This window comes from Streptomyces sp. NBC_00078, from assembly GCF_026343335.1.
Taxonomy (GTDB): Bacteria; Actinomycetota; Actinomycetes; order Streptomycetales; family Streptomycetaceae; genus Streptomyces.
The window spans coordinates 1251942-1277819 of record NZ_JAPELX010000001.1; the positions used below are offsets into that span (position 1 = coordinate 1251942).

Here is a 25878-nt window from a genome sequence, read left to right on the forward strand (position 1 = left end):
CCCGAAAGGGGCGCGGGGAACTGCGCGACCAGCCACAACCAACCCGCAGCCCCCCACACATCCCAGCCCCAACGGACCGACTCCCGCCGAGCCGTCAGCCGACAACCGTCACGGTGCCCGCGCCGACCGTCCGGCCGCCCTCGCGGATCGCGAAGCCGAGCCCCGGCTCCAGGGGCACGTCGCGGCCGAGTTCGACCGTCATGGTCACGGTGTCACCGGGCCGGGCGACCGCCGCCTCGCCGAGATCGACGTCTCCGACCACGTCCGCGGTGCGGATGTAGAACTGCGGCCGGTAGCCGGTGGACACCGGGGTCGTACGGCCGCCCTCGCGCGTCGACAGGACGTAGACGCGCGCGGAGAAGCGACGGCTGGGCGCCACGCTGCCGGGCGCCGCCACGACGTGCCCGCGCCGGACCGCGTCCCGCGGCACCCCGCGCAGCAGCAGCGCCACGTTGTCCCCGGCCTGCGCCTCGTCCATGGGCTTGCCGAAGGTCTCCAGGCCGGTGACGACACTCTCCAGCCCGGCGCCGAGCACTTCGACACGGTCGCCGACGCGCACGACACCGCGCTCGACGGCACCGGTCACCACTGTCCCCCGGCCGGTGATCGTGAGCACGTTCTCGACCGGCAGCAGGAACGGCGCGTCCAGGTACCGCTCGGGCATGGGCACATACGTGTCCACCGCGTCGAGCAGCGCCTCGATGGACGCCGTCCACCGCGGGTCGCCCTCCAGCGCCTTCAGTCCGGAGACGCGTACGACCGGTACGGCGTCGCCGCCGTAGCCCTGCGAGGTGAGCAGTTCGCGGACCTCCAGTTCCACGAGGTCGGTGAGCTCCTCGTCGCCCGCGTCGGCCTTGTTGAGGGCGACGACGATGTGGTCGACGCCCACCTGCCGGGCGAGCAGGACGTGTTCGGCGGTCTGCGGCATGATCCCGTCGACCGCGGAGACGACGAGGATCGCCCCGTCGAGCTGCGCGGCACCGGTGACCATGTTCTTGACGTAGTCGGCGTGGCCGGGCATGTCCACGTGCGCGTAGTGACGGGTGTCGGTCTCGTACTCGACGTGCGCGATGTTGATGGTGATGCCGCGGGCGGCTTCCTCCGGGGCGCGGTCGATGCGGTCGAACGGCACGAACGTGCCGGTGCCGCGCTCGGCCAGCACCTTGGTGATGGCGGCGGTCAGGGTGGTCTTGCCGTGGTCGACGTGGCCCATGGTGCCGATGTTCAGATGCGGTTTGGTGCGCACGTATGCCGTCTTGGGCATGGCGATACCTCGAAGCCTCTTCGTAGGAGAGATGGGGACCCCAAGGACTCGCCGACCCTCCCCCTGCGGGGTCCGCCGGACGATCCGGAGAGGGTCAGCTTCGGGCGCCGTCGACTGCGGCGACTAGAACAGGAACGGCAGCCTTCGGGGCATCCGCGACCGCGGATGCTGCGAGGTGGAAGGCGTACCGGAACATGACGCCGATCATTGCTGACGCTTTGCCCGGCGTCGAATGCTTTTCCGCTCCACGGTCTTCGCGCGCTACGGCGTTCAGGCTGCGATGTTCTTCAGCGCCTCCCGCACCGACAGCGGGGCGAACCGCCCCCGCTCCCGTGCGAGGAACGTCCGTACGGCCTCGGGGTCGGTCTTGGCGTACTCGCGCAGGCTCCAGCCGATGGCCTTGCGGATGAAGAAGTCGGGGTGCCCGGACTGGCGCAGGCAATAGCTGAAGAGGCGTTCGGTGTCGGTGTGCTCCTTGTAACGCAGCTGGTGGAGCAGGGCGGTGCGGGCGACCCACAGGTCCTCGTCCACGATCCAGGCGTCCATGTCCGCCCTCAGCGCCGGGTCGGCCGCGACCAGGGCGCCCACGACGTGGGCGGCGAGAGCGTCGACGGTGTCCCACCAGGAGAGGGTGGCGACGAGGTGCCGGGCCACCGGGAGGAAGCCGGAGGAGCACGCGCGCGCGTGGCGGCGCAGATGGTCGACGGCGAAGTAGTGGTACTCGCGCTCGGGCAACTGCCGGCAGCGCAGGGCGATCGCGGTGCAGTCGCGCTCGTCGGGACGGGGCAGGCCCTCCAGGACGGTGCGGGACAGGGCACGGCGTACGGGTGTGGTGAGACCGAGGAAGGGGGCCACGTCCTTCATGTACGCGCACATGCGCACGGCCTGCTCCGGATCGGCGGCGGCACCGTATGTGGCGGTGAGCCGCTGCAGTACGGTGTCAGCGACTGTGCTGGACGGCACGTCCAAGATGTCCCCGCCTGTGACGGTCATGAGACGAACCATACGGCGATCACACATATCCGTCCGTTAGTGTCACTGGATGCTCGATGCCACCACCCGCTCTGGGGGCACCGCCACGGCCTCTCCCCGGGCCGCCGCAACGGAGTGCGCCGTCGCCGTAGCCGTGCCCGCACCACCGACCCTGAGCCGGCGCTGCACGCGCGTGCTGCTCTCGCCCTGGTCGCGGCTGTCCCTGCTCGTCCTCCTGCTCGCGGCCGCCGCGAGTTCCGTGCTGGTCTTCGAACCGCAGCGGCTGCTGGCGCACGGCTGGCCGCCACAGTTCGGCGGCGCCGCGGCTGCCGTGGTGTTCGCGGTGGCGTACGGACTGTGCAGCGTGGCCTTCGTGCCGCGGCCGCTGCTGAACCTCGCGGCGGGTGCGCTCTTCGGCTCCCAGTCCGGCACCGGGACGGCCCTGGCGGGCACGGTGCTCGGTGCCGGGATCGCCTTCGGTCTGGGCCGGGTGCTCGGGCAGGACGCGTTGCGGCCGCTGGTGCGGGGCCGGCTGCTGAAGACCGCGGACGGACAGCTCAGCAGGCACGGGTTCCGCACGATGATGGCGGTCCGGCTCTTCCCGGGAGTGCCGTTCTGGGCGGCGAACTACTGTGCCGCCGTCTCCCGCATGGGCTGGCTGCCGTTCCTGCTGGCGACGACGCTCGGTTCGATCCCGAACACCGCCGCGTACGCCGTCGCCGGCGCGCGCGCCTCCGCGCCGACGTCCCCCGCCTTCCTGATCGCCATGGCCTGTATCGCACTGCCGGCTCTGGTGGCGGCGGTGGTCGCCTGGCGCAAGCGGCACCACCTGCGCGGGAACTGACGCAGCGTCACAGAGCGAGTGTGACGGTCTACAGGCAGGGCTCGAACTCGAGCCGGTCCTGATGACCCTCATGGAGTGGGGCGACCGCCATCTCCGCGAGGACGACGACCGCCCCATGGTGATCGAGCACGTCTGCGGCAACGAACTGGTCCCGGTCGTCACCTGCCGCGCCTGTGGCAGCCCGGTGCACCACGAGGACCTCACCGCACACCCCCAGGCCGACGGCTGGACGGTGACCGGGACCGACAGCGGCCTGAACGGATCCGCATCCCGCCCGCCGTTCTGCATGAGCACCGTGATGGGCAGGTCGTCCTCGTCGACGAGGCGGTGGATGATGCCCGGCGAGAACCAGGCGACCGCGCCGGGTACGAGGGGTGTCACCTCGGTACCCGGACGTCGCGCCCCCCACCCGCCGACGACGACGTGCGCCTCCGAACAGGCCAGGTGCATATGGGGGGTTCCGCCGCAGACGCCGTCGACGGCCGGCCGGTCTCAGACGGACAGATGTGAGACTGCGACACCGGCCGGCAGTTCCGGGAACTCCCCCGCGCTCATCACGGATGCGTCTGCAGGTACTTGTCGATCTCCTGGCGCTCCCACGACCCGTCGGCCACCACGATCCGGTAGCGGCGGGTGAGGGTGTCGCCGGGGGCGAGCTCCAGTTCGTCGTAGAACGCCCAGGACGGGGCGACCGCGGCGAACGGCTCGTTGCGTACGAACCAGTGCGCGGGGTGGGTTCCGTGTTCGCCCAGATGATCGTTCTCGGGGGCGTGGGCGAAGACGAGAGTGGCGTGGCCGTCGGCGCCGTCGTGTTCGCCGGAGAAGGCGAGCCAGGACGACTGCTCGCCCATCAGACCGGGACCCTCGCCGTCGGGGCCGATGATCCGGCCGTCGCGAAAGGCCCGCGGGCCGCGCCAGAACAGGCCGGTGTAGCCGGCCATCTCGCGCCCCGCGGTGGTCGGGCTGCCGAAGCGCAGTGGCTCGTCCCGGCGGTTGGTGACGACGCTGGTCCAGGTCAGCGCCCAGGATCCGGACTCCGTGTCCACGTCGTGGATCTCGACACGGCGCTCCTCGCCGGCCCACAGCTCCCCGCCGTACGGGTGCCAGGTGAGCCGCTCGGCGATGACGGCGCGGTCGTCGTGGGCGGCCACCTCGTCGAAGGCGACGTGCGCCATCGAGCCCACGCGCTGCGGCAGTTCGAGGTAGCCCTCGCCGTGGACGTAGGAGTTGCCGCCCCACAGGTTGGCGCCCGACAGGTGCGAGGCCGTCAGCTGAAGACCCTTGTGCCAGCGGTGGTCGTTCGGCCGGTAGTCGGTGACGACGTCGCCCGCCAGGGTGCGCAAGGGGTGGATGTACGGCTTCGGGGACTCCCAGGCCGCCTCCGGGGCGTAGACGTAGCTGAGCAGCTCCACGCCGGTGGACGTTTCGGTGATCGTGATCCGGTCGCCGTGGGCGTGGACGACGCGCAGGCCGCTCACGCGGACACTTCCCCGGCGGCTGCGGGAGCCACGGGTGCCCAGCCGGGCGCATCCCCGTGCATCGCCGAGTGGAACGGGTCGCCTGGGCCGATCTCGCCGGCCTTCACCGTCGTGTCCGTGAACGCCGACTTGTACAGCGCGGCGATCAGCTCCAGGCTCGTACGCCCGTCGGCGCCGCTGCTGCGCGGCCGCTCCCCCGCGCGCATGCTCGCGACCAGCTCCCGCAACTGCTCCGTGTGCGAGCTGGGCACGTCGGTCCCGAAGTCCTGCCAGGCGGCGGCCTCTTCGGCCGGCACGCCGGGGGCCGGGGTGACACGCCAGTTCGCGTTGCTGTGGCCGTAGAGGTGGGTGAGCTCGACGGTGGCGCGCTCGCAGTCGATGCGGATGCGGCTGACCTCGTCGGGGCTCAGGACACTGTTGACGACCGTCGCCATGGCACCGCTCTCGAAGCGGACCAGAGCGGTCGAGACGTCCTCGGTCTCCAGGTCGTGCACCAGCCGTCCGGCCATCGCCCGCACCTCGCTCCACGGGCCGAGCAGGTCCAGCAGGAGGTCCATCTGGTGGATGCCGTGGCCCATGGCGGGCCCGCCGCCCTCGGTCGCCCAGCGGCCGCGCCAGGGCACGGCGTAGTAGGCGGTGTCGCGGTACCAGGTGGTCTGGCAGTGGGCGACGAGCGGCCGGCCCATGGTCTTCTCGGCGAGCAGCCGGCGCACATGCCGGGAGCCGGAGCCGAAGCGGTGCTGGAAGACGATGGACGCGTACGGGCCGCCGTCCGCACCCTCCTCGGCCTCCACCGCGTCGTAGTCGGCGAGCGTCGGCACCGGCGGCTTCTCGCACCACGCCCACGCCCCGGCACGCAGGGCGGCGATCGTCTGGTCGCGGTGCAGCGTCGGCGGAGTGCAGACGCTGACCAGGTCGGGGCGCTGCTCTCGGAGCATCCGGTCGAGATCGGTGTAGGCGTGCGGGATCCCGGTCTCCCGGCAGAACTCCTCGACCGCGGTGGCATCGATGTCGACCGCGGCGACGACCTCCGTCTCGCCCTCCGCGGCGAGCGCGGACAGCGCGGACAGGTGCGAGCCCCGGCCAATGGCGCCGATGCCGATGATCGCGGCACGGACGCGTCGGCCGGAGAGCGGGGCGCGAGGGGGCCGGGACGTCCCTGAACGGGTTTCGGACGTAGGCATGTACCTGATCAGCGCTCCTCCGGGGACAACGGGCCGACGAGGAGGAACGCCGAACCTCGGCAGCAAGCGCTTTCCCCTCCGCTGCAACGTAAGCTCCGCCCCCGCGCGAGGTCAACCATCGGAACGCCATGCGGATGATCATGCGGAGAGCCGCCACCGTCGCCGTTCCGCCAAACCCCGGCCCCGGGCCCGCAACCCGGGGGCGCTACGCTGCCCCGTGATCACCCCGCCCGCAGGCGCGGTGCGCACGGCGCCCTTCCACGATCAGCACTTGGACTCCGTAACTTCATGTCTTGGTTTGAATCCCTCGTCCTCGGGCTCGTCCAGGGGCTGACCGAGTTCCTTCCCGTCTCCTCCAGCGCGCACCTGCGGCTGACCGCGGCCTTCTCGGGCTGGAAGGACCCGGGCGCGGCCTTCACGGCGATCACGCAGATCGGCACCGAGGCCGCCGTGCTGATCTACTTCCGCAAGGACATCGGGCGGATCATCTCGGCGTGGGCGCGCTCTCTGGCGGACAAGGAGATGCGCCGGGACCACAATGCGCAGATGGGCTGGCTGGTGATCGTCGGCTCGATCCCGATCGGCGTGCTCGGGCTGCTGTTCAAGGACCAGATCGAGGGGCCGTTCCGCGATCTGCGGATCACCGCGACGATGCTGATCGTCGTCGGTGTGGTCATCGGCATCGCCGACCGGCTGGCGGCGCGCGACGAGACGGGCGGCCGGCACCGGGCGCCCAAGCAGCGCAAGACACTTGAGAACCTGGGCGTGAAGGACGGTCTGGTCTTCGGCCTATGCCAGTCGGCCGCGCTCGTCCCGGGCGTCTCCCGCTCCGGCGCCACCATCAGCGGTGGCCTGTTCATGGGCTACAAGCGCGAGGCGGCGGCCCGTTACTCCTTCCTGCTCGCCGTTCCCGCGGTGCTGGCCTCGGGCCTGTTCGAACTGAAGGACGCGATGGAGAGCGACCATGTCTCCTGGGGTCCGACGATGCTCGCGACGGTGATCGCCTTCGCCTCCGGGTATGCCGTCATCGCATGGTTCATGAAATTTATTTCAACCAAGTCGTTCATGCCGTTCGTCTACTACCGCATCGCCCTCGGTGTGGTGGTGATTGTGCTGGTCAGCATGGGTGCGCTGAGCCCCCACGCGGGCGAATCCGGCGGCTGAACCAGGGCCGCGCAGGTAGGGCTATCTAGCATTTCCTAGCGGCTGAATGCAGCACCACACCATGATCATCTCCCACTTGTCTCCCACCAGGGGGCGGGATACGCCTCGCTAGGACGTGTGCGTCCGCAAAGTAGGGGATGACGCGGAAGGGCCCGCACGGCTTGTCGTGCGGGCCCTTCCGCACAGAGGGTGGAGCGGGTCAGCTGAGGTTCATGTCCGGCCCAGGCCGCGACCCTCGCCACGCGGAAACGCAGCGCTCATCCACCGTGTCCCAGGTAGCACCGGTGAGGTCGTCCAGCGCGGCGGCCGTGAGGATGAGCCAGCCGGGGCGCGCTTCCATGTCCTCCCACGCGTGCGTCACCTCGACTGCCTCACCGTGCGGACCCGTGCCCCGTACACCGCGATGGCGACTTCCCCCATGCCCCCGTTGATCGCGAGGACCTGGAGGAGCCGGATGTCCCCAGCCGCCGGTGATCTCATCCGACGCGCGGCCCCGGAGCTGGTGCTCCACCACCGCCGCGCCGTCCCCGCTCACGGTGTCCAGGGCGACCATGGCCGTCACGATGACGTCCGCGAACTCCTTCGGCACACCCCACGTGTGAGGCGCCGTTCCGCGGGTTGGCGCCGAGCGCGCCGTGAAGGGCGGCCTCCGCGGCCTCGCCCAGCTCCTGACTGATTTTGAGCACGCGCACCGGCTCCGCCGCACGCCGCCCATCCGCACGACGCCGTGGGCCGAGCCACACCCGATGGTGGCCCGAGGGCCGGCACACCGGGATATGACTGGACGACGAGGACATCGTCTGCGCTGAGGCCTGGTCGATCCAGCACGACTCGCGGTGTACAAGGTCACACAACGCCATCAATACTGAGCGGCGGTCTTCGCACAGCTCGCAGCGAGTCAGATGTGGTGTCAAAATCGCAGCGGCGTCTCGCCATGGACATCTTCGAGTTCCGGTGGTGTCCCTGAGGAGACGTTTCACTGCCACCGGCCGGACGCGACAACGCCGCTGCTCCCCGAAGCCCCCCGCAAGACACCGATGAGACCCGTCAATGCACCAGCCGGGACATCCTGCTGCGGGTCTCGGGAGTCAAGACGGCTGCCGGGTCGAAGTGCCGCGTCGGCCAGTCCGGCTGCGTGCTCGTGTGGTACCAGGAGAACCGCGCGACCCTGTCGTCGTCGAGCGCCGGGTCGCCGGAGTCGAGCGTCACCCGAGGCGAGTCCTCGTGCTCGCAGGTTATGCCGCAGCCGGGGCAGGTCTCCTTCGCCTGCTCCCACCGATCGATCCAGTCCAGATCGACGCGCCACCGATGATCGCAGCGCCCACAGAGCATCTGCCGCTCGCGCGAGAAGTCGATTTGCCGTTCCACGGCACCATTCTCCGGAAGCGTCCGACGGAGAACCAGCCGCAGCCCAGGTCTCGAAGCTGCCGGAAGGGACTCGGGCATTGGTGATGTTGAGCGTCGTCTGGGGCCTGGGGTGGGTTGTGACATCGATTGAACGGACCGCGTATCCGCGGTTCAAGCGGTTGATCACCGCGCATGAGCTGCATCTATTCTTCTCCCCGAGCCGCGATGAGCTGGAGTGGGCGGCCGATGCCACGGACTGCGATGAGCATCTGCTGGCGCTGCTGCTGATGCTGAAGTCGTACCGGCGTATGGGGTGTTTCCCGGCGCTGGAGGACGTCCCGGAGATGGTGGTGGACTTCGTGCGGCGTGCGGTGGAGCTGCCGGAGGGCACGCTGCCGGTGTACCGGGCGGAGCGGACCGCCAAGCACCACCGGGGCCTGGTCCGCAAGCAGGCCGGCGTGACATACGACCAGGCCAAGGCCCGCGGGATCGTCGAGCAGTCGATCCGCAAGGAGGCCGCGGCGAAGAACCGCCCGGCGGATCTGATCAATATCGCGCTGGAGAAGGTGGTGGTGGCTGGGCTGGAGCTGCCCGGGTTCTCGACCTTCGACAAGATGGCCTCGAAGATCCGCACCGAGGTAAACGCCTCGATCTGCGCGGGTATCACGACCGCATGAGCGCTGCTCAGCGGGCGGGGCTCATGCGGCTGCTGGAGGACCGTGACAGCGACGGGACGACGCTGTTCAACCGGCTGAAGTAGCCCGCCAAGGGCCCGACCTGGTCGCACTTCAAGAACCTGACCAAGCGTCTGGAATGGCTGGACGGGCTCGGCGACACCGATGTGTGGATGGAGGGGGTCGCCGCGGGGAGGGTCACCGACTTCGCCGGGGAGGCGGACGCGGCGGATGCCTCGGAGCTGCGGGACTTCGTCCCCGTCAAGCGCATCGCGCTGGTCGCGGCCCCGACGCACAAGGCGCGGATGCGGGTGCGGGACGACCTGGCGACGATGTTCTGCAAGCGTGTGGCGACGAAGATCAAGAAGGCGAAGGCGGAGTTGGAGGAGATCCGGCTCGCCGAGCGGGAGATCGTCGAGTCCCTGATCGGGAACTACCGCACGGTGCTCAAGCACATCGACGAGGGCGGCCCGGCCCAGGAGGCCCTCACGAAGGCCGCGGCCATGACCGCCGAAGTCCGCCAGGCCCTGGAGGGTATGGACGAGGAGGCGCCGGTGGACGAGGTCGCGACGCGGCTGGAGGGCAAGGTCTCCCCGGCGGTCCTCGCTCTGGTGAAGGCCCAGGTGGTGCAGGCCGGCGGGTTCGGCGCGGTCACCCGCGCGGTGGACGGCTTCGGCGGGTTCGCGAAGCAGTACGAGCAGATCGAGAAGGTCTCCGCCCATCACGGCAACTTCTGGGAAGTGCTGCTGTACGGGCAGATCGGCCGGGACCGGGCGGTGATGTTCGACCTGGCCGACAACGCCAAGCTGAAGTTCACCGCGACCAGCGAGGACAGCCGGGTGCTGGACGCCCTTGCACACGCCCGGAGGCACCAGGCGGCCCGCGGCGAGCACATCACCGCCTTCACCGAGGAGGGCAAGGAGGTCGACATCTCCTTCGCCACCCAGAACTGGCGCAAGGCGGTGGTCGACAAGACCGGGACCGGGCAGTTCGTGCGCAGGCACTTCGAGGCGATGGTCTTCACCGCGCTCGCCGAGGAACTGCGTACCGGCGATGTCGCGGTGGTCGGCTCGGAGGAGTACGCCGACTGGTCCGAGCAGCTGCTGGACTGGGAGGTCGTCCAGGAGACGCTGGGGTCCTACCTGGTGGAGGTCGGACTCGCCGAGCCGGGCGAGAGCGCCGAGTTCGACGCAACGTTCTTCCGCCGGCAGCTGGAGGACAAGCTGCGAGGCGCCGCCGCCGCGGCGGACGCCGGGGCCGGTCTTCGCTGATCGGCCCCAGCCCTCGTTCGGTTCCTGCCGATTGCCCGGCACAGGCCGGGCCAGGTTCCGAGTCCGGGCGGGACGAACGAGAGGGCGGGCTACCAGCACCCCTCGGGCAAGGGGGCGCCGTCGGCGCGCAGATGACCGAGTGCGGCGGCGAAGGAGTAGCAGTCAAACAGCGCCGAGTGTTCCTGTCCCGAAACCGGCTTGGGCAGCCCCAACACGCTCCACAGGCGCCCGACGTTGGCCTGCGCCGTGGCCGGCGCCACGGTGTTCAGCCAGGGGCGGATGTTGACGAAGGCAGCGTCGAGGAAGCTGTGCTTGAGCTGTTCGCCGCGGGCGCGCGCCCAGCCGACGTTCTCGCCGAGCACCACCATGTCGTTGCCGTAGGACAGGACGGTCTGGTCCCGGCAGAACCCGAGGAAGTCCCCCAGGGCCTCCGCGGCAGGGAGCCCGTCGTGGTCGACGGCCTGCTGGCTGATGCCGGTGAGCTCCGTGAAGTACGACGACAGCTCGGTGTTGACCATGGGCCGCAGGAGAGCCTCGTACTCCTCGATGACGGTGCAGTCCTCGCGCAGGCGCAACGCTCCGATCTGCACGATCTCGCGCAGCTGGCCGGGCGCTGACCAGTCCTGTTCCAGGGCCCGGGGCCACGAGGTGAATTCAAGGTCGAATACAACAAAGGTAGACACCCTGACACCCTGCACGTCGCGACCCCGAAGTGGGCTCCGCAGCACGGGATGTCCGGCAGCCGTTAACGGTACGTGCATATGGCATTCGCATAGCCGGACAAGGATGCCCGGACCGCTTCGGACGGAGCGGCCCGATCGAATCCGTCGTGCATACAGGAGTCGTCGGTGACCACAACCCTTGCCTTACCTGCGGAGTTAACAGATCGCATCGCCAGCGACGGCTGGGCCATCGCCCGGCGTCAGCTTGAACCGCACGAGATCCTCAGCGCCCGGACGCTAATCGCCGCGCACTTCCAGGCCGGTCATGGGGTGCAGCTGGAGGGGGCGCGCGTGCAGCCGGCCGCCGCCCACTTCGTTCCGGGGCTCGCGTGGCTCTACGCCCTCCCCGCGTGATCAAGCTCGCCCGAACGCACTCGGCACCCGCGACATCATCTTCACCGGGCACAGCGACGCCCACCACGGCTTCACCCAGGGCTGGCACAAGGACAGCGGCAGCACGGCCCTGGGTGACCCACTGGCCGGCTACCTCGGTGAGCCGTCCACCTCGCTCTTCCGCCGACGGCCCGAGGTCGTGAAGATCGGCATCTACCTCCAGGAGTCGACGGACCTCAACTGCCTGCGCGTGGACCCGGGATCGCACCTGCGCCCCGGTCTGCAGCCGCTGCGGCCCACCCGGGTCCTGATGGACGCGGGCGACCTTGTGGTGTTCGACGTACGCATCACCCACGCCGGAGCCGTGGTTCCCGATGAGGACTCCACGGACCTGGACGCCCTGCGCGAGCGCATGTCCGCCTTCGTCACCTTCGGCCTCGACTCACCGCGCACCAGGGCCTTCGCCCGCGCGAACATGGTGCGTCAGAAGGGGCAGGTCGGACTCGGCCAGGACTCCGCGATGGGATCGGCGTCGGGGAAAGTGCGCATGGTGGTCACTTGGCTTCCTGGGCGGTCAGGACGGTGTCGATGGCGGCCACGAGCTGCCGGATCTCGTCGTCGGTGGTGATGAACGGCGGGCTGATCTGAACGGTGTTGCCGCGCAGCGGTCGGGTGATGAAACCGTGCTCGACCAATTCGTCGGTAACCGCTTCGGCGCTGATGTCGTCCGTGAGCGTGATGCCGCCCAGGAAACCCGCCACCCGCGTCTCCACCACCGCTGTTCGGGCCGTGAGGCCGTGCAGTTCGCGGGCGAGCAGCTGCTCCAGTTCGGTCACTCGGGGCAGCAGCTTGTCCTCGTCGAGAAGGTCGAGGTTGCGCAGGGCGACGGCGCAGGCGGTTGCGTGCCCGGCGTAGGTGGCGCCGTGGCGGAAGACGGGGGTGTCGGAGGAGTCACGGTAGAACGGCTGCCAGATGTGGGGCGCGACGAGCACGCCGCCCAGTGGGGCGTAGCCGGACGTGACGCCCTTGGCGAAGGTGATCAGGTCGGGCCGCAGGCCGTACCGCTCGGAGGCGAACATGTGGCCCGTGCGTCCGAACCCGGTGATGACCTCGTCGACGATCAGGAGGATGTCGTTCTCCCGGCAGATGCGCTGCACACCCTCCAGGTAGCCGGGGGCGGGCGGGTTGACGCCGCCGGTGCCCTGGATGGGCTCGGTCACGATCGCCGCGATGTTCTCCGGGCCGATGTCGCGCACCGTGCGCTCGACCGCCTCGATGTCGTGGGTCGAGATTCGCGCGGTCTCGGGCACCAGGGACTCGGTGCCGTAGCCGGCGCGGTTGAAGTCGAGGCCGGCGATGCTGGTCCCGTAGGCATGCAGGCCGTGGTAAGCGAACTCGCGGCTGAGTATCACCGACTTGCCGGTGCGTCCCTCGCGCTGCCAGTGGCGGCGGGCGAGCTTGCAGGCGACGTCGATGGCGTCGGAGCCGCCGCTGTTGAGGATGACCTTGGGGTCGTTGATGGGCGAGAGCCGGGCCAGGCGCTCGGCGAGTTCGACGGCTCGGTCGTTCAGGTAGCGGCCGAAGATGTGGTACGTCTCCAGGCGCCGCATCTGCTCGTAGGCGGCCTCGGCGAGTTCGGGGCGGGCGTGGCCGACGTTCGCGTGCCACAGACCGGCGGTGCCGTCGAACAGACGGCGGCCGTCCGTGGTGAAGACGTGGCTTCCTTCGGCGCGGTCGACGGTCAGCTGGCGTCCCAGGACGGACGGGAGGTGGGCCTGGGCGCTCCAGAGAGCGGGACCGATAAGGACGGGCGGGTTCTCGTGGGACATGACTTTCCCCTGGGGTGTGCGGGTTATTGGGCGGTGTAGCCGCCGTCGACGGGAAGGGTGATGCCGGTGATGTAGTCGGCGTCGGGTGATGCCAGGAACGCGATGGCGTTCGCGACGTCCTGGGGGGTGGCCGGCCGGCCGAGCGGAATACCGTCGGCCACCTCGCGGGCAACGGCTTCGGGGTCCTCGTGGGAGGCGAGCCATGCCTCGTAGAGCGGCGTGCTGGTCATGCCGGGTGCTACGGCGTTGACGCGGATGTCGTACGGCGCGAGTTCCACCACGGCCGCTGCCGTCAGGGCCTTCATCGCGCCTTTGCTGGCGCTGTAGACGCCCGTCGTGGGGACGCCGACCGTGGCCGGCCGGGAGGTGACGTTGACGATGCTGCCGCCCGACCGCCGCATGGCCCGCCCTGCCGCCTGGAGGACGGCGATCGCGGCGAAGGTGTTGACCTCGAAGGTGTCGCGGATCTCGGCGGCCGGGACGTACAGCAGTTCTCCCGTGTGGTCGGTTGCCGCGTTGTTCACCACCACGTCCACCTGCCGAACCGGTCGACGGCGTGTTCCAGGAGGCGTTCGGGTTCGCCGTCCCGGGTGAGGTCGGCTGGGGCGAAACAGGCGCTGTCGGAGCCGAGTTCACGCGTCCCCGGCGGTGGAGTCCGAAGTGGCCCGGCAGGCAGTGATCTGGGAGGAGGAGGGCCACGGTTCACGTACTCGGGTGCTGGCCCTGCTGAGCGCGGCCGGACAGGCCGGTGCCTTCGTCGGCCCGCTGCTCGGCGGCCTGCTGCTCGCCGTGGACTTCCGCACCGCCTGCCTCGCGGGGGCCGCCGTTTTCGTCCTCGTCCTGGCCGGACATCTCCGGCTGATGCCGCAGCACATCCCCGGCCGAGTGCGCTCCCGGCAGCGGGGCGGCACGCGCGCACTGCTGCGCAACCGCCGCTTCCTCGCCCTGTGCTGCGCGTACGGCACCTACCTGCTCGCCTACAACCAGCTCTACCTCGCTCTGCCGGAGGAGGTTCAGCGCGCGACCGGCTCCCAGGCAGCCCTGTCCTGGTTGTTCGCCCTGTCCTCCCTGCTGGTCGTCTGCGCCCAACTGCCCATCACCCGCTGGGCAGGTGACCGGCTCGGCCTACGCCGCTCAATGATCGCCGGGCTGCTGCTCATCGCGGCCGGTTTCGGGGTCGTGGCCGCCGCGCGACCCGCCGGCTGGACGGGTGTGGCGGGGTTGTTGCCCGCCGCCGGGTACGTCGTCCTGCTCACCCTCGGCCAGATGCTGGTCGTCCCCGCCGCCCGCGCCTGGGTCCCCGACCTCGCCGAGGACGGCCGCATCGGCCTCTACACCGGCGCGTTGTCCTCCGTGTCCGGCCTGATCGTCCTCATCGGCAGCTCGGCCACCGGCTCCCTGCTCGACCTGGGCCTCCCGGCCGCCGTGCCGTGGCTTCTCCTCGCCGCCGTTCCGGCACTTGCGGTGGGCCTGCTGCCGCGCCGCGGTCCTGCTTCGCCCTGAGGGCCCCGATGGGGTTGTCGGCGGTGAGGTGGGCGATTCGACATGGGACACAGCAGATCGGCATGCATCGTGGCCGTTGTGACATGGAGCAGGTGACAGGCGGAGAAGCGAGGCTCTGAGCAGCCGCACCGTGAAGGCGGCGGACTGCGAAGGAGCGATCTCATGGGCCGATACGATCTCGCCCTCATCGGCTTCGGCGGCGTCAACCGCGCGCTTGCCGAGCTCATATCCCACAGCGGGGAGCGCCTGGCCAAGGAGCTGGGCTTCGCCGTGCGAGTGGTGGCGATCACCGATCTGCGGGCCGGTTCCCTGGTGGACACCGACGGCATCGATCTGGCTCCGCTGCTGGCCGCCGAGCCAGGGGAGCTGAGCTTCGCGGGCCTGTCGGGCGGCAGCGCGGATCCGCGCAACGAGTGGGTGATCCGAGAGGTCCCGGCCGACATCGTGGTGGAGGCGACGTTCACCAACCCGACCGACGGCGAGCCCGCCCTCTCCCATGTGCGCTGGGCCCTGGAATCGGGCAAGCACGTGTGCACCACCAACAAGGGCCCGGTCGCACTCGCCGGCCGCGCACTGAAGCAACTGGCCGCCGAGCGTGGTGTCAGCTTCGAGTTCGAGGGCTCGGTGCTCAGCGGCACCCCCGTCCTGCGCACCGCCGAGCGCATGTTCGGCGGCCTTCAGATCACCGGCGTCCAGGGCATCATGAACGGCACCTCGAACTACATACTCGGCCGCCTCGAAGAGGGCATCGAGCTTTCGGCGGCCATCACGGAAGCACAGGGCCTCGGATACGCCGAAGCCGATCCCACCGCGGACATCGAGGGCCACGACGTCCAGCTCAAGGTCATGATCCTGGCCAACGAAGTCCTCGGCGCCGATCTGCGCCGCGAGGACGTCTTCTGCGAGGGCATCTCCGCGATCACTCCCCACGAGGTGCGGGACGCCGCCTCCAAGGGGCTGCGCTGGAAGCTGGTCGGCTCCGCCACCCGCCGCGAGGACGGCAGCGTCGACGCCCGCGTCGCCCCCCTCGCCCTGCCCGCCCAGCACCCGCTCGCCGGGATCTCAGGCCCGGTCAACGCGGTCGCCTTCCACACCGACCTCCTCGGCACCGTCACGGTCTCCGGTCCCGGAGCCGGCCGCATCGAGACCGCCTACGCCCTGCTGTCGGACATCATCGCCATCCACCAGCGCCACGCGGACGACGACACCGCCCCCACGCGCCCCGTTCTCCAGGAGACCCACCGTGTCTGACACCGCCGTGCCCCCCAGCATCGAACTCGCCACCGACACGACGCCCGTGCACAACCCCTACACCGGCGAGGTCATCGCCTCGGTCCCCACCGTCGACGCAGGCGCCATCGGCGGCATCCTGCAGCAGGCCAGGTGCGGGCGCCGCACCGCGGCCGCGCTGTCCCGCGCCTCAAGGGCTGCCATCCTGGAACGCGCCGCCCGCCTGATCGAGCGGCGCGCCGAGTCCTTCGGCCAACTGATCGTCAGCGAGGCCGGCAAGACCATCACCCAGGCCCGCAAGGAAGTCGCCCGCGCGGTCAACACCCTGTCCCTGTCCGCGGCCGAGGCACGGCGCAACGCAGGCGAGGTCATCCCCTTCGACTCCCATGAGGGCTCGGAGAAGCGGCAGGGCTGGTTCACCCGCGAGCCGCTGGGCATCATCGCCGCCATCACCCCGTTCAACGACCCCCTCAACCTGGTCGCCCACAAACTCGGCCCGGCCATCGCCGGCGGCAACGCGGTCATTCTCAAACCGTCCGCCCTGACGCCACTGTCCGCGCTGCGGCTGGTCGACACCCTCGTCGAGGCCGGCCTGCCCGAGGAGATCGTCACCGTCGTCAACGGCAATGCCGACATCGCCGCCGCGATCGTGGCCGCCCCCGACGTGCGCATGGTGTCCTTCACCGGTGGATTCGCCACCGGCGAGGCCATCTCCCGCACGGCCGGCCTGAAGAAGCTCGCCATGGACCTGGGCGGAAACGCCCCGGTCATCGTCATGGACGACGCCGACCTGGACGAGGCCGTCGCCTCCTGTGTCTCCGGCGCGTTCTGGGCCGCGGGCCAGAACTGCATCGGCACCCAGCGGATTCTCATCGCCCGCGAGGTCTACGAGCGCTTCCGCGACGCCTTCGTCGCCCGCACCAGAATGCTGCGCGTCGGCGACCCGCTCGACGAGCGCACCGACATCGGCCCCATGATCACCCAGCAGGCCGTGTCCGCCACCCGGGCCAAGGTCGACACGGCGGTGGCCGAGGGCGCGGAGCTGCTGTGCGGCAACCACGCCACCGGCGCCCTGTACGCGCCGACCGTCCTGGAAGACGTCCCGGCGATCTGCTCGATCTGGCAGGAGGAGGTGTTCGCCCCGGTCGTCGTGCTGCAGCCGTTCACGTCCTTCGAGGACGCCATCGAGCAGGCCAACGCCATCGACTACAGCCTCCACGCGGGCATCTTCACCTCGCGCCTGGACCGCGCCCTGAACGCGGCCCGGCTGCTGGAAGCCGGCGGAGTCATGATCAACGACTCGTCCGACTACCGCTTCGACGCCATGCCGTTCGGTGGATTCAAGTACGGCAGCATGGGCCGCGAGGGTGTGCGCTTCGCCTTCGAGGAGATGACCCAGCCCAAGGTCGTCTGCGTCAACCACATCAGTGACGTGGTCCAATGACCGCCTTCCGTACCGAGCACGCAACCCTGGGCGCTGACGGCACCGGCCGAGACCTTACTGGGACATCCACACCGCCCGGGCGCCGGCCGTCCATCGAGGACCGATCCCACCACCACACGTTCCGGGTGGCTTTACGGACGAGGAGGTGTGGCGGCACACGGCGCCCGCTGTCCACGCTGACCAGGAGCTGGGGCTGCGTGGCCTGCCGGAGAGCGCCGTCGCAAAGATTCTCCACGGTCTGCGGGCCCCACACCGCCTCGGGCATCAAGACGTGGGAGCAGTTCCTACGGCCGTTGTACGACCGGCTGAGGCAGATGCAGGCGCCGACTTTGGAGATGCTGCACGAGCCGGAATCTTTCGGGACGCTCGTGCGCGGAAGCTCCACGCGCGGCGTGGTCCGGAGGATGCTGACGTGGCTGGGCGGGTTCGGCGCGACGTCGGATTCGAACGCGAGGCGGTGAAGCACTGGGCATACGACTACCTGCCGCGCCGGGAGGCAAGCGGCCGGGCGGCGCAGTGCAGCCGTACGTAAGGGCCATGAACCCGCTGTCGGAGAGCCTGCGTCTGCCCGCGAAGGAACCGACACTGCTCCGCACATCGCACGCGGACGCGGTTCTCTTCTTCCACTGTGCAGCCGAGACCACGCAGGCCCGGAGGGGGCGATGGTGGTCCACCGTCAAGGGCGGAACAGAACAGGGCGAGGACTGTCTCCAGGCATGGCCACCACTTCGGAGACGGTTCGCCCCAAGAGGATGGCTTCCCTGCTCCCTGGCGCACTGACAACCAGCACACATCGCCCAGGGCCGCCCCTGCATCGGGAATCACCCGGTTCGTGGTGGCCACGAAGGCGTGGCGGGCCCCGACCAGGTCGAGGAATTCGGCCGTCTGCTCGAAGTGCCGGATGACCGGGGCGAGTTCGCTGGTCCGCCCGTACTCCTCACGGGCCCGACGGTCGTTGCGGGACATCAAGAGATGAGTCCCGCAACGAGCGCCAGCCGAATGGCGATACCGAGGTTACTGCGCCGAGGCGGCGGAAGTGGATGGGCTACCTGGTTTTGAACCGGTCCGGACGCACGAAGTCCAGGCCTTCGATGGTCTGTTTGCCGAGCGCCTCGTGTGCGGCGATGTGGCCGTAGCCGGTCGCCATTTTGAAGCCCTTCCCGGAGAACCCAGTGGCGCAGTAAATCCTGCTGTTTTCATCCAGCCACCCGACGAGGGGATGCCTGTCCTCGGTGAAAAGGTCGGGGAAGGCGTCGGAGCGCACGATGGTGGGGGTGAGGCCGGGGAAGAATTCGGTGACGGTCTCGGTGACCTTCTCGATTTCTTCCCGGGTGAGTTCCCTGGGCACGGAGTCCGGGTCGGGGGTCGTCCTTGCGCGCCCGGACATCGGTGCGTCCACCGAAGCCTTGACCGTCACGCCGTCGACAGCGGGCGCGCCGTACAGGGAGCGATCGTCGTACAGCCGGCTGAAGACGGGGAAGTTCTCCGGCGAGAACTGCGTGCCGTCCTGGGCGATGAACCAGGTCAGGACGATCCGATGGGTTTCCGTGACGGCCTTGAGGTGGTCGGGCATGAGCCTTCGGGACCAGCCGCCCGAGGCGACGATGACCTTCTCGAACGTCCAGGTTCTGTCGCCCGAGGTGACGACCACGCCGTCGTCGGTTTCGGTGATGCTGTCCACGGGTGTGTTCTGAAGGACGCTGGCGCCGTTGGCCTGGGCCGCGGCGACGGCGGCGCTGACGGCGCGGTCGGTGCGCAGGACGCCGGCGCGGGGATCGTAGACGGCGCAGTCGTCGGGGCGGAGGTTGTGCTGGGGGTAGCGTTCCGCCAACTCCTCCCGGCTGAGGACGCGGTGCTCGGCTCCGTTGATGCGCGTTGTCTCGAGGAGGTTGTTGATGAAGCTGCCGTTCGCCGTCCCGATGGACAGGCCCCCGGTAGGCGTGAGGATCTCCTGCCCGGTTTCCGCTTCGAGTTCGGCCCACAGACCGCGGGAGCGTTCCAGGATGGGGTAGTAGTCGGGCTTCCCGAAGTAGACCATGCGGAACAGTCGGGTGTCCCCGCCCACGGCACTGCGGCCGTGGGCGGGAGTGGCGGCCTCGAAGCCCACTACCGAGTCGGACAGCCGGGAGGCCTGCCACAGGGCCATGCTTCCGATGCTGCCCAAGCCGATGACTGCGAGTTTTGCGTCCATGAAAGCAGTTTCCTTCGTTTACTCGTGAAGTCCGGCGAGTCTGCTGCCGAATTTGGCCAGGAGTGAGGTCTTACTGGAATTCCTCCGCTCCTCCCACTGGTCGGCAATACCGAAGAGCCGGTACATGGCGTGCACGCCCAGCCAACGGATCGGCTCCGGTTCCCATTTCCGTGCCCGGTAGCCCACCCAGGGAAGGCTGGTCCGTTCGGTTTCCTTCTCGAAGGCGAGCTCCACGAGAGTTCTGCCGCCGACGTAGGCCGACGTGACGCCGTGTCCTGCGTAGCCGGTGGACGATCCGATCCCGGAGGCTGGGTCCCAGTGCACGCTGCCGTTCCAGTCACGCGTGACGCCCAGAACTCCCGACCAGGCGTGGTCCACCTCGAAGGGGATGTTCGGGAAGAAGGTACTGAGCTTGTGCGAGATCAGGTCGATGGTGGACTGGGCGGTTGCACCGGCTCCTCCTGTGCCGGACCCGAAGCGGTAGGGGACGCCGCGGCCCCCCATGGCGATACGGCCGTCCGATGTCCGCTGGGCGTAGATGAACGTGTGTGCGGAGTCGTTGAGACACTGGGGACCGTCCCAGCCGATCTGCTGCCATGCCTCCTTCGGCAGGGGCTTGGTCACGATCAACGAGGAATTGACAGGGATCAGGGTCCGGCTGCCAAGCAGCTGTCCCGAATAGCCTTCGGTACAGATGAACGTCTTGGCCGCGGTGACGCGTCCGTTGGCCAGGGTGAGGGTCTTGCCCTCGACGCTGTCCACTCGGCTGCCCTCGTAGATCCTGACCCCCATGGATGTCAGGGTGTCGGCGAGGCCGTAGACGAGTTTCGCGGGGTGGAACCGCGCGCAGTGCTTGTAGAAGAGCCCGCCGTGGACGGTGGAGATGTTGATCCGGCTCCGGAACTCGTCCCGGTCGAGCATCTGGATTTCGTCTTCGGTCAGCCCGTACTTCAGGTCGGCATCACGCCTGGTGACAAGCCGGCCCAGCCCCGCCTCCGTGTGGGCCGCGACGAGCGCGCCGCCCTTGTGCTGATCGGCGTTGATGCCTTCGGCGCGGAGGATGTCCAGGACGGAGTCGACGCCGGCGACGAATTCCTGCTGCAGTGCCCGGCTCGCTTCCAGCCCTCCCCCTGCACGGGCGAAGGTGGCACGGTTTCCCGGGGGCATTGCCGAGAGCCAGCCGCCGTTGCGTCCTGATGCGCCGTATCCCACCTGTTCGGCGTCGAATACGGCGACCGAGAGCGACGGTTCGAGCTTCTTGGCGAAGTACGCCGCCCAGAGGCCGGTGTAGCCACCGCCGACAATGGCCACGTCGACGGAGTCCTGGCCGGTGAAACGGGGGAACGACGGCCTCTTGTCGGCCAGTTGGGCCATCCAGAAGCCGAGCTCTCCGTTTCGGGTTGGTGCCGCAAGGGCGTTCATGTGTGTCCTTCTTCTGTGCCTGGGAACCGCGTGGGCCGGTGCTGGAAGGCGGTGTAGCCGCCGTCGCCGGGGAGAGTTGCCCCGGTGATGTACGAGAACTCAGACGATCCGAGGAAGAGGACGGCGTCGGCGATCTCCTCGGGGTGGCGAGGCGTTCGAGCGGGATCTGCTCCTCACGCCGGCGGCGTGTGGCCTCGGGGTCGGACCTGCGCTGGAAGGAGGCTTGGATGAGCGGAGTCGCGGTGAGGCCCGGGGCGGCGACGTTGACCCGGATGTTCCGGGGAGCCCGTTCGATGGCCGCGCCCTTGGCGAGCATGATCAGGCCGCCGTCCGCGGCGGAGCACAGGACGTCCTTCGGGCTTGCCGACCATGCTGCTCATGATTGCGCCGCCGCTACACTGCAGCGCAGATCATCTGGATCTCGACAGGGGTGTTGAGGGGTAGCCCGGCCACACCGATAGCGGTGCGGGCGTGCCGTCCGTGCTCGCCCAGCACCTCGATGAGCAGTTCACTGGCCACGAAGACCAGCATCTGCACGATCCGGACCCGGTCCATATCCCCCACCGCCTGCACAGCGGCGGCGAGTGCGTTGAGTACGGCATGACGCGCGAACTCCCGCGCAGTCTCCAGCTCCACGTCGGCCGACAACGCCCTGACCCAGCAGCTCGCTGTCTTTGAAAGGAAGTTGGCCCGAGATGTGGATGCTGGGGTCCACCGTCCGGTGGTGCACGAAGTACGCGTTGCCGGCGAAGACGGGTAGCTTCAGTCCGAGGACTCGGAGCCTTTCTGAAGCCGAGTCGCCCTTGACGCTTTCAGCAGGGGCAGACTCATGCCGCTAACGCCTTGCTGCGGATCATTTTCTCAGTTCTCCGCTCGGACGTCAGAGGCGCGGCAGCCCGAAGAGGACCGGGAGGTCGGCGATGTCGGTGATCCGCTCGTAGCCGAGCCAGTGCTCGTCGTGCTCCCAGCCTCGGTCGACGTACACCTTGTTCTTGATGCCCAGGACGGCGGCGGAGCGCAGGTCGTACATCGGGCTCGCGGAGACGTGCACGAGTTCGTCTGGTGTCACACCGAGCTTGTCAAACGCATACTCGAACGCGCGGAGCCGTGGCTTGTAGAAGCCCATCTCCTCGGCGCTGATGACGACCTCGAACGGGGCCTTGAGGTTCTCCGCGAGACGCACGGCGTGCGCGGTGTCGCTGTTCGTGATGATGACCAGCGGGACCGCTTCGGCCAGGCGGTTCAAGGCCTCGGTCACACCGGGGTACGGGCCCCAGGTGGGGATGATCTCGTACACCGCCCGCGCCTCGTCCTCGCGGTACTCCAGACCGACCTTGCGCGAGGCGCGTTCCATGGAACGAGCGACGACCTGGTGGAACGGCTGGTACGCGCCCGTGCACTCGTCGATCCGGTACGCCTTGCAGATCTGCAGGTAATCATCGGCGACCTCGGCCGGCAGCCGGTCGCCCAGGACCTCACGGATCGCGTCATTGATACTGAACTTGATCAGCGTGCCGTTCATGTCGAACGTCACGAACTTGGGCTTGACGTTGAATCCCACGAGTCCTCCTAGTTCTTCAGCGGAGCAGCCTGAGGTGCTCTGGTCGATTGTCGACCATCTGAGGTCGATTGTCGACCAGGCGGGTATCGACTGTCAACCAACTTCATGGCCTCGGACAGCTCTCTGCTTCTGCTCCTCGGCGCTCCTCTCGTCGTAGCCATGAGGCCCGAGGAGGCTCGCTGGTGATCGTGACGAAATCCGACGAGTCCACGCAAAACGCCTCGTGGAGAGCCTCAAGGCCCCGTTCGCGGTCATGATCACCGCTGAGGAGATGGGCGCCTGCAAGCCCCGGCTGCGCGCCTTCGAACGGACGCTGTCGAACAGGCGGCGAGGATCGGAAACATCAGCGTCTACCAGGTGCTCGGCGTCTCACGCGAGACCTGGTAGGACCGGATGAAGAAGGCCGAACAGTCGGCGTCCGGAGGCGCCGAGGCGCTGCGTCGCACATCCTCTGCACCGCCGAGCCACGGACCACGGCGGTCCCCTCCCTCATCGCCGCGCAGACCGGACAGGTCGCCGAACCCCGGCCCGGTCAACCGCGTCGGCTCTGCCGGACACGTCACAGCAGGCCGCCCGGTCCGGTTCCGCACCCAGCACGGCGCCTACTTGGCCGGATGCACCCTGCTGCAGGTCCCCAAGTACCCGCGCCGCCGGACTGGCATCGGCCTGACAACCAAGGGGCACCACCCAAGACACCGACCTGTCACCGCGCCCCTGAGCCGACAGGGGCACGGCTGTGGATTCAGGAAGCTCCGTGCGCAGATAGCCAACTTGACGTGTAGATGCAAAACCAGCGGAGGTATAGTCGACAAACGACCAAGTGGTCGACAATGAGCAAGGGAGGGCGACGGGGTGGACCACAAGTTCGAGTGGCAGGAGCAGCGGACGACGACGCCGGACGGCGTCTACCGCACACTGCGTGCCGCCATTCTCGATGGGACCGTACCTCCTGGTGGACAGCTGCGGGAGGCGCACATCGCCAAGGATCTCGGGATCAGCCGGTCCCCGCTCCGCGAGGCGCTGACCAAGCTGGAGGAGGAAGGCCTCGTGGTAAAGATCCCCTACCGTGGGGCGTTCGTCGTAGAGGTGAGCGCTCGTGAGGTCGCCGAGATCGACTCGGTCCGGCTACGTGTCGAACCGTACGCCGCTGAGCTCTCGGCCGAAGCACTGCGCGGCCCTGAGCGGCCGCACTTGCTGCAAACCGTCGAGGATCTCCGCCGGGCAATGGAGAAGGACGACATCCCGGCCAGCATCGACGCGCACCTTCGCTTCCACAGGCTCTTCTACGATCTGTCGGAGCACGGCGTCCTGCAGAGTCTTTGGAACGGCTGGGAGACCAAGCTGCGCCTCCACCTCAGCGTCGATCACCGCACCTACAGCGACAACCCGCATCAATTGGTCGTCGAGCACGAGAGGTTGGCGGCGGTTGCCCTGGAAGGCGACGCCGACGCCTTCCGCCAGGAACTGGCTGCCCATTTCCCCATGGGGCTGCGAGCCCACACGGGAGATGCAGGGGAAGGAAAGCCCCGGCATGTATGAGGCCATGCCGCCTGCGTGAAGTGTCCAAGCCCGCTCGCCACGGTGACTACAGACCGATGCCGGGAAGTCAAGGATCAAGCCGCAGTGTCAGCGTATTCTTGTAGCGGATCTTGGGTGAGGGTTGCCGGCCGCCTGCACGGTGGGACGGACAGGGCGCGACGGGGGTGTTCACGGCTGGCGGGGAAGCTGCACGGGCTGGTCCGTTCTTCCAGGAGACGGCGGGTCGTGCGGGCCTTGTGTCATACGCGCGGCTTCTCCCGCGGTGCAGTCGGCGTCGACTCCGGTGCGCTCGATGATCGAGGTGTGCGACCACGGGCACGGCCGCGGTCAAGGGCACGCCGGGGTTCGAGATGGTGCTCGGCCGTGGCTTTCCCCGGAAAACCCTCAGCAGCCGGGTGTCGTCGGCAGGGGTGAATCTCCGGCTCCATCCGACGCGGAGACCGCGTGAGTGCAGGAACCGCTCCGCACAGCGCTGGCTCGTGACCGCGTCGCGCCGGGGCCTCTCCGTCGATTCAATCTCCCACCTGCGCGCCCACCGGACCACCGTCTCCCGGGCGGCAAAGGCAACCTCATTTCAGCGGGGTGGACGCGAAGCGGTACAGCGCGGTGCGGCTGGTGCCGTCCAGGCAGGTCACAATCATCAACGGTTCTATCGCCCGCTCGGACATCACCTGCCTGCGGGTCATCACGGCGATACCTGGCACGGCCCTTGTCCGGGGGAGGTAGGGGCGACCGAACGACACGGCCACTCCGCCGATGCCACCGAGTTCGTCGAGGATGTCGGCTGCGGCCTGGCCCGGCCCCTGTCTACGGACCCCTGGGCGAAGCGTCGGTATGCGGTCGGCCAGGCCGGCCCGAACACTGGAGGCGAAGGTGCAGCCAGGCGAGGCCACGAAAGTGCCCGTCCCATCTCGCGTTCACCGGCCCACCGTCGGCCACCGCGCTGAGGACGCCTCACCTGCCTCGGCGGACAACAGAACTGCCTAGCACCGCTCAACGAGCTTCTGCCTCGTCACCCCTCTTTGCCGGGCTTGTTCCTACGCGGCGGCAGCTTCCTCAAGAGCCTCCATGGCGCCCTCACCGACGATCACCTCGCCGCGTCGTGGTGAGCAGGGAGGGTCGTGGAGCCCACGCTGGCCAGGGATGATTCGTGGTGTCCCGGCGGGTGACTTCGGCGATCAGCCTCTCCAGCGGCGCAGTGAAGGGACCGGCGCTCATCCAGACCCGGAAGCACCCGTAGACGGTCGGGCAGCAGCCGCTCAAGGTAACGGCCGTACTCGCCGATCGGTAGGAACGACACGATCAACTTCCGCTGTTCGTCGGTGAGTTGACTCCCCATCACGGTCGCGGTTCCGGATCCGCCTTCCAGTCGGATCCGGATCGGCAAGATTGATCCGGACATCACGCAGACCCAGACGCCGGCGGCATTCTTCCAGCCGTGGAACGGGTCCAGTATCGCCCCTCGATGCCGTCGTCGATTCATCACCATGGGCTTGCAGCCAGTCGCCGTAGGCCTTGCCGGCGCAGCCGCGCAGCAGGTCAATCCGCCCTTGCAGCATTGGGATCTCGTCGGGTGCGAGGTCGACCATCCGTGTCAACCGCTCGAGAATCCCGCCGCCGTCGTCGATCGTGACGCGGACCGGCGTGCTGCACATGCTCGTCCGCGCCGAACCGGATGAGACCGGTGAGCCGGGTCGCGGCGTCGACCCGCCGCTTCCCGCGGCGTCGGGTCCAGCCGCACGTGGTGTTCCGAGACCGCATTCGAGGTTGAAGTTTCGTATTGACAGTCCTCGACGGGCAGCCATATGGTCGACAAACGACAATAGGCTGGCCATTTTAAGCCACCATACGGCGTTATGTCGCCGCTGTTACTCGCGAGGAGAACCGAGTACAGATGATCAGGATT

At 68.7% G+C, this 25878-nt stretch carries 22 protein-coding genes and 4 pseudogenes; 10 read left to right on the top strand and 16 right to left on the bottom strand.

Annotated features, from left to right (window positions below; all coding sequences use genetic code 11):
* Positions 1-94 precede the first annotated feature (94 nt).
* Together tuf and OOK07_RS05795 are read right to left on the bottom strand one after the other, a co-directional pair.
* Entirely contained in the window at positions 95-1264 is a 1170-nt protein-coding gene (gene tuf / locus OOK07_RS05790) for an elongation factor Tu (RefSeq protein WP_266677587.1), read from the bottom strand.
* Positions 1265-1534: 270 nt separating this feature from the next.
* Positions 1535-2257 (bottom strand): DNA alkylation repair protein, encoded by a 723-nt coding sequence (locus OOK07_RS05795; RefSeq protein ID WP_266677589.1) that lies wholly within the window; start codon positions 2255-2257, stop codon positions 1535-1537.
* Positions 2258-2306: 49 nt separating this feature from the next.
* On the opposite strand from OOK07_RS05795, the gene OOK07_RS05800 reads away from it, so the two are divergent.
* Positions 2307-3080 carry a TVP38/TMEM64 family protein gene (locus OOK07_RS05800; RefSeq protein WP_266677591.1) on the top strand — a complete coding sequence of 258 codons (774 nt, stop codon included), beginning with the start codon at positions 2307-2309 and terminating at the stop codon, positions 3078-3080.
* Between the two features lie 31 nt (positions 3081-3111).
* Positions 3112-3321 (top strand): annotated as a pseudogene (locus OOK07_RS05805) (winged helix-turn-helix transcriptional regulator); the annotation flags it as partial.
* A gap of 32 nt (positions 3322-3353) precedes the next feature.
* Here OOK07_RS05805 and OOK07_RS05810 read toward each other — a convergent pair.
* From OOK07_RS05810 to OOK07_RS05820, 3 genes and pseudogenes are all read right to left on the bottom strand, one after another.
* Positions 3354-3635, bottom strand: a pseudogene (locus tag OOK07_RS05810) (cupin); the annotation flags it as partial.
* A complete protein-coding gene (locus OOK07_RS05815) occupies positions 3635-4558 on the bottom strand; it encodes a DUF6807 domain-containing protein (RefSeq protein ID WP_266677593.1) in 924 nt (307 codons plus the stop codon). The gene OOK07_RS05815 and the pseudogene OOK07_RS05810, both read right to left, overlap by 1 nt.
* Positions 4555-5742 (bottom strand): Gfo/Idh/MocA family protein, encoded by a 1188-nt coding sequence (locus tag OOK07_RS05820; protein WP_266795315.1) that lies wholly within the window; start codon positions 5740-5742, stop codon positions 4555-4557. Before OOK07_RS05820 ends, OOK07_RS05815 begins: the two co-directional genes overlap by 4 nt.
* Before the next feature lie 288 nt (positions 5743-6030).
* Here OOK07_RS05820 and OOK07_RS05825 point away from each other — a divergent pair, with 288 nt between their 5' ends.
* Positions 6031-6906: an undecaprenyl-diphosphate phosphatase gene (locus OOK07_RS05825; protein WP_266795317.1), complete on the top strand. Its 876-nt coding sequence runs from the start codon at positions 6031-6033 to the stop codon at positions 6904-6906.
* Positions 6907-7953: 1047 nt separating this feature from the next.
* On the opposite strand, the gene OOK07_RS05830 is transcribed toward OOK07_RS05825, so the two are convergent.
* Positions 7954-8274 (bottom strand): hypothetical protein, encoded by a 321-nt coding sequence (locus OOK07_RS05830; RefSeq protein ID WP_266795319.1) that lies wholly within the window; start codon positions 8272-8274, stop codon positions 7954-7956.
* 116 nt (positions 8275-8390) lie between these two features.
* Between OOK07_RS05830 and OOK07_RS05835 the strand changes: the two genes are divergently transcribed.
* Positions 8391-8930: a DUF4158 domain-containing protein gene (locus OOK07_RS05835; RefSeq protein ID WP_266795321.1), complete on the top strand. Its 540-nt coding sequence runs from the start codon at positions 8391-8393 to the stop codon at positions 8928-8930.
* 170 nt (positions 8931-9100) lie between these two features.
* Positions 9101-10198, top strand: coding sequence for a hypothetical protein (locus tag OOK07_RS05840; protein ID WP_266795323.1), 1098 nt, complete (start codon positions 9101-9103; stop codon positions 10196-10198).
* Between the two features lie 89 nt (positions 10199-10287).
* On the opposite strand, the gene OOK07_RS05845 is transcribed toward OOK07_RS05840, so the two are convergent.
* Positions 10288-10881 carry an exonuclease domain-containing protein gene (locus OOK07_RS05845; RefSeq protein ID WP_266677608.1) on the bottom strand — a complete coding sequence of 198 codons (594 nt, stop codon included), beginning with the start codon at positions 10879-10881 and terminating at the stop codon, positions 10288-10290.
* A 304-nt stretch (positions 10882-11185) separates the two neighbouring features.
* Between OOK07_RS05845 and OOK07_RS05850 the strand changes: the two genes are divergently transcribed.
* A complete protein-coding gene (locus OOK07_RS05850; protein WP_266795325.1) occupies positions 11186-11881 on the top strand; it encodes a phytanoyl-CoA dioxygenase family protein in 696 nt (231 codons plus the stop codon).
* Here the strand turns inward: OOK07_RS05850 and OOK07_RS05855 are convergent.
* Together OOK07_RS05855 and OOK07_RS05860 are read right to left on the bottom strand one after the other, a co-directional pair.
* A complete protein-coding gene (locus OOK07_RS05855; RefSeq protein WP_266795327.1) occupies positions 11808-13082 on the bottom strand; it encodes an aminotransferase family protein in 1275 nt (424 codons plus the stop codon). The two genes, OOK07_RS05850 and OOK07_RS05855, sit on opposite strands and share 74 nt — an antisense overlap.
* 23 nt (positions 13083-13105) lie before the next feature.
* Complete coding sequence (locus tag OOK07_RS05860; RefSeq protein WP_266795329.1) at positions 13106-13606, bottom strand: SDR family NAD(P)-dependent oxidoreductase; 501 nt, start codon at positions 13604-13606, stop codon at positions 13106-13108.
* A gap of 115 nt (positions 13607-13721) precedes the next feature.
* Here OOK07_RS05860 and OOK07_RS05865 point away from each other — a divergent pair.
* The 3 genes and pseudogenes from OOK07_RS05865 to OOK07_RS05875 all read left to right on the top strand — a co-directional run.
* Positions 13722-14585: pseudogene (locus OOK07_RS05865) on the top strand (MFS transporter); the annotation flags it as partial.
* Between the two features lie 162 nt (positions 14586-14747).
* Positions 14748-15836: a homoserine dehydrogenase gene (locus tag OOK07_RS05870; protein ID WP_266795331.1), complete on the top strand. Its 1089-nt coding sequence runs from the start codon at positions 14748-14750 to the stop codon at positions 15834-15836.
* A complete protein-coding gene (locus tag OOK07_RS05875) occupies positions 15829-17259 on the top strand; it encodes an aldehyde dehydrogenase family protein (RefSeq protein ID WP_266795332.1) in 1431 nt (476 codons plus the stop codon). Before OOK07_RS05870 ends, OOK07_RS05875 begins: the two co-directional genes overlap by 8 nt.
* Before the next feature lie 477 nt (positions 17260-17736).
* Here OOK07_RS05875 and OOK07_RS43410 read toward each other — a convergent pair whose 3' ends face one another.
* The 6 genes and pseudogenes from OOK07_RS43410 to OOK07_RS05905 all read right to left on the bottom strand — a co-directional run bounded on the left by OOK07_RS43410 (position 17737) and on the right by OOK07_RS05905 (position 22433).
* Positions 17737-18225, bottom strand: a complete 489-nt coding sequence (locus OOK07_RS43410; RefSeq protein ID WP_353963536.1) for a DUF6192 family protein — start codon at positions 18223-18225, stop codon at positions 17737-17739.
* A gap of 79 nt (positions 18226-18304) precedes the next feature.
* Positions 18305-19450 (bottom strand): N-methyl-L-tryptophan oxidase, encoded by a 1146-nt coding sequence (gene solA / locus OOK07_RS05880; RefSeq protein ID WP_266795333.1) that lies wholly within the window; start codon positions 19448-19450, stop codon positions 18305-18307.
* An 18-nt stretch (positions 19451-19468) separates the two neighbouring features.
* Positions 19469-20872, bottom strand: coding sequence for an NAD(P)/FAD-dependent oxidoreductase (locus OOK07_RS05885; protein ID WP_266677623.1), 1404 nt, complete (start codon positions 20870-20872; stop codon positions 19469-19471).
* Positions 20869-21188 (bottom strand): annotated as a pseudogene (locus tag OOK07_RS43225) (SDR family NAD(P)-dependent oxidoreductase). The gene OOK07_RS05885 and the pseudogene OOK07_RS43225 overlap by 4 nt, the downstream one beginning before the upstream one ends.
* 77 nt (positions 21189-21265) lie before the next feature.
* Positions 21266-21520, bottom strand: a complete 255-nt coding sequence (locus OOK07_RS05900; protein ID WP_266795335.1) for a RidA family protein — start codon at positions 21518-21520, stop codon at positions 21266-21268.
* A gap of 232 nt (positions 21521-21752) precedes the next feature.
* The gene (locus tag OOK07_RS05905) at positions 21753-22433 is read right to left on the bottom strand and encodes a haloacid dehalogenase type II (protein ID WP_266795337.1); all 681 of its coding nucleotides are present in this window, start codon (positions 22431-22433) and stop codon (positions 21753-21755) included.
* Between the two features lie 852 nt (positions 22434-23285).
* Between OOK07_RS05905 and OOK07_RS05910 the strand changes: the two genes are divergently transcribed.
* Positions 23286-23972: a GntR family transcriptional regulator gene (locus tag OOK07_RS05910; RefSeq protein WP_266795339.1), complete on the top strand. Its 687-nt coding sequence runs from the start codon at positions 23286-23288 to the stop codon at positions 23970-23972.
* A 1259-nt stretch (positions 23973-25231) separates the two neighbouring features.
* Here the strand turns inward: OOK07_RS05910 and OOK07_RS05915 are convergent.
* Positions 25232-25627 carry a hypothetical protein gene (locus tag OOK07_RS05915; protein ID WP_266795340.1) on the bottom strand — a complete coding sequence of 132 codons (396 nt, stop codon included), beginning with the start codon at positions 25625-25627 and terminating at the stop codon, positions 25232-25234.
* Positions 25628-25878 lie beyond the last annotated feature (251 nt).